The 10,215-nt window shown below is 44.3% G+C and carries 8 protein-coding genes and 1 tRNA gene; 5 read left to right on the top strand and 4 right to left on the bottom strand.

Features of this window, described 5'->3' with window-relative positions; genetic code table 11:
- Positions 1–72 precede the first annotated feature (72 nt).
- The 4 genes from AC27G9_RS20420 (at position 73) to AC27G9_RS20405 (ending at position 3,264) form a co-directional block, all read left to right on the top strand.
- Positions 73–807 carry a hypothetical protein gene (locus AC27G9_RS20420; protein WP_487076372.1) on the top strand — a complete coding sequence of 245 codons (735 nt, stop codon included), beginning with the start codon at positions 73–75 and terminating at the stop codon, positions 805–807.
- A 175-nt stretch (positions 808–982) separates the two neighbouring features.
- Positions 983–2,047 (top strand): quinolinate synthase NadA, encoded by a 1,065-nt coding sequence (gene nadA, locus AC27G9_RS20415; RefSeq protein WP_487076371.1) that lies wholly within the window; start codon positions 983–985, stop codon positions 2,045–2,047.
- Between the two features lie 111 nt (positions 2,048–2,158).
- Positions 2,159–2,249: transfer RNA gene (locus AC27G9_RS20410), tRNA-Ser, on the top strand.
- Between the two features lie 436 nt (positions 2,250–2,685).
- Positions 2,686–3,264, top strand: coding sequence for a hypothetical protein (locus AC27G9_RS20405; protein WP_487076370.1), 579 nt, complete (start codon positions 2,686–2,688; stop codon positions 3,262–3,264).
- Between the two features lie 849 nt (positions 3,265–4,113).
- Here the strand turns inward: AC27G9_RS20405 and cspE are convergent.
- Positions 4,114–4,326: a transcription antiterminator/RNA stability regulator CspE gene (gene cspE / locus AC27G9_RS20400; protein ID WP_487076369.1), complete on the bottom strand. Its 213-nt coding sequence runs from the start codon at positions 4,324–4,326 to the stop codon at positions 4,114–4,116.
- A gap of 447 nt (positions 4,327–4,773) precedes the next feature.
- Here cspE and AC27G9_RS20395 point away from each other — a divergent pair, with 447 nt between their 5' ends.
- The gene (locus tag AC27G9_RS20395; protein WP_487076368.1) at positions 4,774–5,706 is read left to right on the top strand and encodes a CPBP family intramembrane glutamic endopeptidase; all 933 of its coding nucleotides are present in this window, start codon (positions 4,774–4,776) and stop codon (positions 5,704–5,706) included.
- Between the two features lie 100 nt (positions 5,707–5,806).
- On the opposite strand, the gene AC27G9_RS20390 is transcribed toward AC27G9_RS20395, so the two are convergent.
- From AC27G9_RS20390 to AC27G9_RS20380, 3 genes are all read right to left on the bottom strand, one after another.
- On the bottom strand, positions 5,807–6,472 hold the full coding sequence (locus AC27G9_RS20390; protein WP_487076367.1) for a hypothetical protein: 666 nt from the start codon (positions 6,470–6,472) through the stop codon (positions 5,807–5,809).
- Positions 6,473–6,659: 187 nt separating this feature from the next.
- The gene (locus AC27G9_RS20385; protein WP_487076365.1) at positions 6,660–7,553 is read right to left on the bottom strand and encodes a sialate O-acetylesterase; all 894 of its coding nucleotides are present in this window, start codon (positions 7,551–7,553) and stop codon (positions 6,660–6,662) included.
- A gap of 14 nt (positions 7,554–7,567) precedes the next feature.
- Positions 7,568–10,180: an alpha-amylase family glycosyl hydrolase gene (locus tag AC27G9_RS20380; RefSeq protein WP_487076364.1), complete on the bottom strand. Its 2,613-nt coding sequence runs from the start codon at positions 10,178–10,180 to the stop codon at positions 7,568–7,570.
- Between the last annotated feature and the right edge of the window lie 35 nt (positions 10,181–10,215).

Below are 10,215 nucleotides of genomic sequence, written 5' to 3'. Positions count from 1 at the left end.
CCCCACCATCTACTCAAGCTATTCAAGCAACAACATTAAAAATACTGAAACTATCATTAAAAGTACTTTGTAGTGCTGGGTGAGAATCAGCGATACGCTGCGTTCGACAAATCGTCGGGAACGACTTGGACAGCCGAAGGCACAGTTGATTATGCTGGTGAGTTTTGGGACGCAAGCAGAGTTGTGGTGTTCATCCTCAGCCTACATGTTAGTCTAGGCAAATACAGGGACTTTGAAAACACACCGAATATGAACCAATTTGAGTACCTTATCCCATTTGTTGGCATTATTTACGCATTGAGTGCGACAGACTTATTGGTCAGCTCTCATCGTATCATCGTTCACCGTCGAGCTATTCGGCTTCACATTGTCCCCATATTGTGGGCTGTCATCGCCTTCCTGCTGATTATTAATGGTTGGTGGGGCTTTATCCTTGTCAATGACCAAATCAAGCTGGAGAACGCAGGGCAGCTATTTTGCTTGAGCTTGCTGCCTGTCAGTGTTTTCCTTATCGCATCGCTGTCACTCCCACATAGCTTTGAGGACAAGCTCGACATGTGGGAGTACTTTAACCAAAACAAACTGCCTTTTTATTGTTGCCACGCAGGATACTTGTTACTTATTCCCCTGGTGTTGGGCAGCTTTGCTGAACAAATTAATTACGAGCAAGTTATCAAAAACATAGTCATGGCAGTCCTGTTTTTATCTTTGATAAAACTCAAGCACTGGGCGTGGCATGGCGTCGGGGCACTGGCGTTTTTCGTCGCCTTGTTACAGTCATTGTTTAACCAATCAACTATGGCGTAATTGTTAAGACTCTGCGTAGCTCATCTAAATATCAATTGTTTGCGTAAAACCAATATATTTTAGCGCAACGCTATCTGAAACTTAGCCAGAGAAATGTGCCCAAAGTATGTAATTTTTATGACAGTCGGGTATAATTCCCGCCGTTTTTAATAGTCGCAACCGAGTTAATCTTTGTATGTCACTAGCATTTAGAGTCGACCAAATTGAATATCCGTTTCCGAGCAAGCCGGAGAAACTGTCTGACGCCCGTAAAAAAGCGTTAAAAGACGAGATCAAAGCACTACTCAAAGCCCGCAATGCGACTATGGTTGCGCATTATTACACTGACCCAGAGATTCAAGCACTTGCGGAAGAAACGGGCGGTTGTGTAGCGGATTCATTAGAGATGGCGCGTTTTGGCCGAGATGCAGAAGCGCAGACATTGCTGGTTGCTGGCGTACGTTTCATGGGCGAGACGGCAAAGATTCTCAGCCCCGAAAAAACCGTATTAATGCCAACGCTTGAAGCGACCTGTTCATTGGACTTGGGTTGCCCGGAAAAAGCGTTCTCGGAATTTTGTGATGCTCACCCAGATCACACTGTGGTGGTGTACGCTAATACCTCTGCTGCAGTGAAAGCACGAGCAGATTGGGTGGTGACCTCAAGTATTGCACTGGAGATCGTTGAGCATTTGGACTCTCAAGGTAAAAAGATCATATGGGGTCCAGACCGTCACCTTGGTTCTTATATCGCGAAGCAAACCGGAGCCGACATGTTAATGTGGCAAGGGGAGTGCATTGTTCACGATGAATTCTCTTCTCAAGCGCTAAAAGATATGAAAGCCCTTCATCCTGACGCCGCTGTATTGGTTCACCCTGAATCACCAGCCAGTGTCGTTGAACTTGCTGATGCAGTGGGCTCAACGAGCCAGTTAATCAAGGCGTCACAAGAAATGGAAAACGACACCTTTATTGTGGCCACAGACAAGGGCATCTTCTACAAGATGCAGCAACTCGCTCCTAACAAGACGTTTGTAGAGGCTCCAACGGCCGGTAACGGGGCAACCTGTAAAAGTTGTGCTCATTGCCCTTGGATGGCAATGAATGGTCTTGAAGCGATTCACAATGCGTTATCTAGCGAAGAACAATCTGTCCATGAAATTTTTGTTGATGATGAACTTCGCAAAGGTGCGCTGATTCCGTTGGACAGAATGTTGGCATTTTCTGCCGAACATCAGTTGAAAATCAAAGGTAACGCTTAATATTCGCGCAATTAGTCGAATTCTTTCAGGTTCGACTTGATTCGAGCTGCGGCTTTCCCTACTATACGCGCGCAGTTTCGCCACAACTGATTTGTCAGTTGTGCACAATTTGGAGAGATGGCTGAGTGGCTGAAGGCGCACGCCTGGAAAGTGTGTATACGTTAATAGCGTATCGAGGGTTCGAATCCCTCTCTCTCCGCCAGATACAAAAGAACCGCCGATAGGCGGTTTTTTTGTATGTGTTGGGTAAGGTGGACGAGAAGCCGAGTAAAGGGTTCGACAAGTTGCGATTAAGCAACTTGAAACGAGCGCATAAGCGCGTAAGCCCGCAGGGGCAAAAACGCAGAAAGCGTTGTTGATTAACCCCTCTCTCCGCCATTCATCTATCTTGTTGACATAGCTAGGTAATTTTAATTTCTCAAATCACCCAATATCTTAACTATATGAAATATATCAATATTGTGGTTCGAAACCTTAGTTTTGTATATTTTCAATATCTATTACCTAGTAATACTATTTGTCAGCAAATTTTACAAAGTACTCGGGGAGACTGAAAAAAGCATTATAAATCAGATGCCTATGTATTGGCTCGAACTTTGCTTTTTTCAGCTTTAAAGAATTATTCTAAGGACAACAGGATGTTAAAAAAATCAAAATTAATACTAATAGCTTTCCTAACGTTATCTTCGTTTTATTCGTCTGCTAGCTTGTTAAGAATCTCGGTAGAGTTTGAAGCAACTGAATTCGTAGATCTTTTTGGTAGTCAGCAGTTTCCGGTCCAATCGATAGGGGGAACTACTAGTTTTCTCATAGATACGGGGAATAATATTTCAGGTGTATATATTGGAGAGACTCTTCCTTCACTTTTGAACTTAGAAATCGATGGAAAAACATGGAGTCCTGCCGAAACATTAATTTCTTATATTTTTCAGGGTAATGCGCTTACTCACTTTACACTAGGTGGCGTGATAAGCCCCAGTGACTCGCCTTTTTCAATTACTGGCACAAATAATGACTTCACTATAGATAGGCAAGGCAATGTGCCTGGCGGCGCCACAGTAGCCTTACAGAGCCTCGGGACAATATTTAATAGTCAAACCCTAACTCTAGACATTGCAGTAACAAAAGTTCCTACACCTCCTGCACTTTATTTAATGGGATTAGGAATATTTGCACTATTTTACTCCAGAAGTCATTTGAGAAAACTGGCGGACTGAGAATAAACGAAGTCATTACTTCATTAAATGCCAGAGCCTTGGTTATGGCTCTGGCTCAGATGTTTTTCAATAAACGCTAGAACAATGCTCTTGCAAATACTCATTCCATTCAGCTAATGTTTTGCACAATTCGTTGGTATTAATAGGGATGTTTGGGTTCGAAATTTTTCCCTTACTGTCCGCCAAATACAAAAGTACCGCCGATAAGCGTTTTAGGTTAATCCCTATCTCTCTGCCAGGCAGTTTTTTATTACCTGCTAGAAATCGGACCAAATGAAATCGCTGTGTTTTGCTGAACAGCAGGATGGGCATTTTGCAAAGGCAAGGCCTGCCCATATAGGCTTGCGAAAATTAGCCTTAAGTAAATTCTACCAATTCAACAAGTCAAACGGCTGCTGGGACCAAGCGTTATAAACGCATCTTTTTTTACTCTTGTCGGTATGATGCGTTATGACCGTGCTATTCGCTAGGTTGTCTGCGGTTAGTTTTTAAGCCAAAAATCAGTCGACTTTTTTGCTTTGTACTGAGGTCAGATGAATCTCGCTACTATGCTATTTTTAAATCAGAGAGCGACGAGCCAATTGATAAATTGCTTTTTTTCAGCGGTGTTTTGAAAACTAATATTTTTTAGATTTTGCTTATCTTTGAATACCACTTTTAGCTTGTTAGCGGATATTTTGAGAATCGGCGGCTGCGCATCAATATTGCGGCCGTTGTAGGTGTAAATCATAAATTAAAAACTTATTGAATGTTAAATGAGAGGAAAAAGTGAAAGTAGGTGCTGGAGGGGATTAAACCGGAAAGTTAAAAGGCTAGCAGCAAATGCCAGCCTTCATTTTACAAGATCACTTATAGCGCTTTGACATTAGCCGCTTGAGGACCTTTTTGGCCTTGCTCAATAGTGAACTCGACTTGCTGTCCGTCAGTTAGGGACTTGTAACCCTCTGAAACAATTGAACGAAAATGAACAAAGACATCTTTTCCACCTTCGCTAGGCGTTATGAAACCAAAACCTTTGTCTTCGTTGAACCACTTAACTGTACCATTTACAGAATTAGACATATTAAAAACCTTTTATTAATTAACTACTTATATTGATGGCGAGCCATCGTTGAAACTCTAGATAAAACAAGTAAAACATTAACTAGTAGAGCAAATGAAAATACAAGTTCGACCTAAATTAATAAAAGGAGAAAAAGAAGTGCAAAATGCAGTAGCAGATAAAGCTTTAAATTTCTAAAGCGAGCGGACTTTACGCTGAAATTACCAATGTGTACAGCTTTTTATGAATTTAAATCTAGGCTTGGTAAAATACTCACTAAATCCCTTCAATTTCTTTGTCTTGTCACCTCCAACCTAACTGCCTGATTTTTCGTCAAATTGACCAAGTATTCGTTGATGTAAAACCTTGATCAAATATAGTTTTTTTAAGCTTTTGATTTTTATCGTTATTTTTTATGGCATGGCAATTGCCCGTTCTAGCTGATTTTTACAATAGGACGTAAGACGATGAAAAACATAGAAAAACTAAAATGGCTAATGAAGAACGACAGCGGTGAGTGGCGAAATGGATGGTGGATTGTAATTTTTGTTGTATTCGTGGCGCTTTCGCGGCCGCTATTTTCCATTTTAAAGTCGACTCTCGATAGCTGGGGCGCTGGGCCTGAAATAACAGAATTGCTACCAGTGGGACTGATTCTGGCGATTACCTATATTTGCCTGAAGTTGCGAAGAGAGTCCTTGTATGACGTTGGTCTGCATTTTGACAAACGGGCGATTTCACTTTTTGCTAAAGGTTTGTTCCTGGCGGCCTTGCAGGTCTCATTTATCATGGGCACGATATATTTGACCGGGGGCGCAGAATTTGAATGGAATCAGTCACTCGCGCTGACATCACTAATTGGTGGTTTCTACCTTGTGTTGTTGACGGCGGCGTTTGAAGAAATACTCTTTCGAGGTTTCGTGTTCCAGCGTTTAATTGGCGGTATTGGTATTATCAGCGCGCAATTACTCGCCGCCATACTGTTTTCAGTAGGGCATTGGGACAATCCTGAAATGGATGGTCTTATCAAAGCCATTGCTTCCTTAAACCTTGCCCTAGGATCACTGGTTTTAGGTTTAGCGTATTACAAAACGAAAAGCCTGTTCATGCCATTGGGGGTGCATTTAAGCTGGAACTTCGTGATGGGCCAAATCTATGGTGCGGGTGTTAGCGGGTTACAACATGAGGGCGTGCTAGAAACCCACCTTAATAATGCGGCAATTTGGCTAACCGGCGGAAAGTTTGGCCCAGAAGCCAGTATTCTTACGACGATTGCCGAGCTTGCAGTGTTAATTGTCATATATAAATGGGATGCGTTAAAGCCTAAATCGCCAGAAGAGATTGAGGTAGAAACGAGCAATACGGGAGGGCAGGAGAGTACCTTAACTCCAACCCGCTAAGCGTTTTGGGCATGTGTTAGAGCATTCGCTCCAAACCATAAGCGCTAAGTCACAAGCATAAAAAAAGGAGCGAAAGGCTCCTTTTTTAAAAAGCTTTGTTCTAACGACTTCTCAAGCGGCTAAGTACGAGTAAACACAGCCCGAGTAGACCAATTGCTGCTGGCTCTGGAACATGGACCGTAATATCGTCGATGCGGAACGAATCGGTATCGCCATCAGCCCAAATTAAGAAGTCACGGCCTGTGACGTTGCGGAAGTTAAACTTATCATTTTCCGGTGTACGAGAGATAAAGGCATTGGTTTCAAATGCGCTAACATCGTGCATTAGGTTTACGCCGTCAACTTCCAAGTTGAAATCATCACTGCTATTCCATGAACCAAAATTAATTGCTGCAAGTTCTGCGTGGAAGTTAAAGCTAAAGAGCAAACCTTCGTCAAAATCTGTTGCAGAATTCTCATCTGAACCGTCTAGGCTATTGCTGTCATCACTATTGATTCTGGCGCCCAATCCGGTTGACCCTAAGTACACACCCCATGGGTCAAGTACTTGAGAGCGATCAAAAATGTTTCCCTCTCCATCATTGACAGTGAGAACAAAGGCGGTGATCGTCATTGTTCTACCGTTACCCAAATCATAAACCACAGACTCTGATCTGCTGCTGTCAGCAAACGGTGTTTGCTCGAAATCAATCAATGTGGCGTGTGCTGATGAAAAAGCGATCGCGGCTGCGGTTAGAAGGAAAGACTTTACTAACGTTCTGAACATATTTTACTACTCAAATAAATATTACAAGCTAACTTACGTAATGTAATAAGCAAAACAAATGCCATGATTTAAGTCTTTTCATATCAGTTGTTTACGAAAGGTTTGATACCGCGCTGTAAATTTGTCTGACGCTATTTGTAGGATATTTGTACGTTGTTGGGTGTGGTCAGTCCACACCCAACATCGGTTAGCATTGCTTGATGAGTTGCAGGTAGGCCTTGGCAAAATCTGCACCCATATTGAGGTAACCTTGGCTAGCGTAATGCCATGGGTCTTCGTCATAGGGATAGTCGTCGGTTTGGGTAACATAAGTGGCACAGGTATCTTGGCTCACGAACAATTGTTGAGCGAGATGAACACGTTTGATAAAGGGCATGATGTCTTCTTCTCCCATTTCTGAGTCGGTAATCTTTCCGATGATTACTGGCACGTCGTCTTTGTGCAGCGCAGCCCTGAGTAAGCCCATCAATCGAGTCAGGTTGGAAAAATACGCATCGGCAGAGGCTTTGCTTGAATGTGCGTCTGCCTCGCCTTGCATCCAAATGATACCGGCTGGTAGCAGTACGTCATCATTGCCATCGCCATCAATGTCCTTGTGAGCAAATGCATTTTTGATGGTGTTTAGCGCAAAATCATATTGGTTCTTGCGCTCTCCTTCATCAAAGTCTGGTGACCAATTGTCGTAGCCTGTTTTTAAATGCAGTCCCGTACCGCCCACTGCATATTTGATGATAGCAATACGTTCACCCGGTAAAGACGCCGCTAAGGTGCTAGCAAAAGTGAGTTCAGCACCAAATGCGTTTGAGTATTGATTAGTGCGTCCGTCTGACTTGAAGCCGGTACCATGGCCGGGTTGCAACTTCGACCACAGACCCACACCGCCGTTGGGTTGATTCGCGAATACGCCATTGCCGTGAAAGATCATCACGTCTTGTGCTGATTTGAGCTTCAGAGGAAGGTCCGCAACTTTGCCGTAGCCATCCATATTGGATTGCCCTGCGAGCAGAAACGTCAAATATTCTTCTGCTACGCTGATATTTGCTCCCAACAACAATAGGGCGCCAATCAAATAATGTTTCATAGTTATCCTTTGATTTAGTGAAGTACGAGTTCGATAAAGTCGGCGATCTTGGCGTCATCATGGTGGCCGCCACCAAAGCTCCAATTACTGCTGCTGGGCTGCAGATCTCGGTACATACCTTCGCCTGTTATGTCCCAAGTGGTAATAAATACGCGGCTGTTTTGCCATTGGGACAGCCCCAAATCAGACGCGTTATACGTAAACGCTATCTGACGTTTTTCTTTATCAACTGCAACCTTGGGTGCTACACCAAGCTTTTTGCCTTGATGGTGTGCCGTCGCGCCTTGATTGGAAAACGTGGTATTACCCCAACCGTAGGCCACATGACCGAGACTCCAATGCCAATTGTTGGGCATGGCGCCATTGAGCAAAGGCAGCACAGTCGAACCTTGTTGTTCAGGGAGGTCAAAGAAAATGCTAAACGCGACATTATCGAAACCGTTTGCCGGGATCCATGAGTCGGTCACCGTTTTCATCGTAAAAGTGAGTGTTAGTATGTCGCCACCAATCCGAGCCTCTACTTGGCTGATATCTTGCTGACCAAGGCTAAGTTTGTGCGTAGGGGAGGTAATCCTCCCAGAAAGACCCGTATCATCGTCAATGGGGTCTGTCAGTATCAACTCGTATTCGGGGACATCCACGTCGGTAGTAAAGCGATAGGCCTGACTAGTGGTTCTCGTTTTAGGGTGATAAGCCATCAGCGACACCTGTTCTTGCCCTAAATTCGCCACCGGATAGGTATATTGCCAATCACCATTGTCGTCAGTCATGATAACTTTTGCACTATCAAGCCGCGTATTTTTAAGTACGACCAATTGGCTGTTAGGCAGTGTAGAGTGGCCAGTAATGGTCAAATCGGCGTTTACAGCGTGAGCTGGCTCCGGTGTAACAATAGTCAAAGTGGGCTTGATAGGGCTTGTACCATGCTCGCTAGCGATGACCTCAGCAATGAGAATACTGCGGCCGCCGAGTACGGTTGTGAAAAGACCATCGCCGTCAACATTCAAATTATCGTTTGCGCCAAATAGAGGTTGGAGTGTCGCGCCGTGTTGACTGACCTTAAGCTTGTCGACGAGGATATCTTGATTGGATGTATTCAATAACACTAGCACCTTTCTTCCTTGGTATTCTCGAACATAAGCGAGTAGGCCGGGACCATTTTTATTGGCGGCCAACAGAGTTAAGGTGCCGCGAGTAAACAATTTGTCACTCGTGCGAAGCGTGGCAAGCTGCGAAATAAAGCGGTACATTTCACTCTCTTGATTGAAGGCATCGGCTTCTGCCATAAAACCACCTTCAAACATGGCTTGCCGTGACTCCGTCATTTGTTGCGCACTACCTTGATAGATAACAGGGATCCCCGGAATAGTGAGTATAGTGGCGATAGCTTGTTTGAAGCCGTCTACGTCGCCACTCGCCAAAAAGCGAGCCATATCATGATTGTCGATGAACGTAGGAATGATGTGTGGATTGTCGTACGCGGTCATGTGTTGCGAGATGCGATAAGCAAGGTGGTCTGTAGGCGCGCCTTGGGCAAATACCGTCTTCAGTTCATGATGCAGTGGGAATGATATCACTGAATTGAGTTCAGGTTTGTTCTCAGTGCCCAAGTAACTCGCTACTCGCTGTTCCGCGTCATTCTGATATGCAAGTGAGGTGTCAAAAACCTCGCCAAACGCCAGAAAGTCTTGTCTGCCTGTCTCGGCTGCAACGGCATGGATCCCATTGGGGTCATGCATGAAGTGATGAAAAAAATCGTGCTCTACGTACCGAACGGTATCGATGCGAAACGCGTCGACTCCTACTTTTTTTATCCAATCACCATAAATGCGTTTAAAGGTTTCTACGACAAGTGGGTTTTGTGTATTGATGTCAGCGAGAGTAGCCAGTTGATATCTAAACTGCTGAGTTTGGTCTCGGTAGTCTGTTATCGACGGTGTCCAATTGTAGATATTTGCCGCAACATGCTCGGGATTGTTTCTGTCTATCATATCAAATGGCGGTTGCACGGGGGCGGGTTGGTTTCCTTCACTGTCTTCTAGTAGGACGAAGTTTTCCGCTGTGTCCAGCGGGTTGTAGCCCTGTAAACCACCTTGATAGTTGAAAAAATTCCCCGTGTGGTTAACCACTATGTCTTGAATCAAATACATACCACGGGTGTGTAGGTTATGTGATAGCTGTTTATACGTATCAATGTCGCCAACATGGGCGTCAATGGCACTGAAATCCGTAGCCCAGTAGCCGTGATAGCCACCGTAATTGCCCGCCTTGCTCCACCACTGATTTGCCACTAATGGCGTTGCCCATACAGCGGTTGCGCCTAAATTTTGAATGTAGTCGAGATGATCAATAATGCCTTGAATGTCACCGCCACTATAGTGGCTTTCCCGAGTGGGATCGTATTCTCCCGCTCCTTGGTCATTGTTAGTGGGATCACCATCAGCGAACCGGTCGGTCATCAAGAAATACACAACTTGGTCTTGCCACTCCGGAGATGGGACATGTAACTTAAGTGGCGTGGCATCAGTTGCCTGCTGCGTCGATAGCGATTGCTGTTCTTTGTGAGAGGATTCTGTGCTACAGCTAGAAAGCACACACAAAGAAATGGCGAATAACGATTTTTTCATGGTATTACTCTCGATTATGCAATGTTTGCGTAATT

The sequence above is a fragment of the Alteromonas sp. 5NS40-0096 genome, from assembly GCF_057544385.1.
Note: the sequence above shows the minus strand (reverse complement) of the source record. Positions and strands in the feature narration are given on the sequence as shown.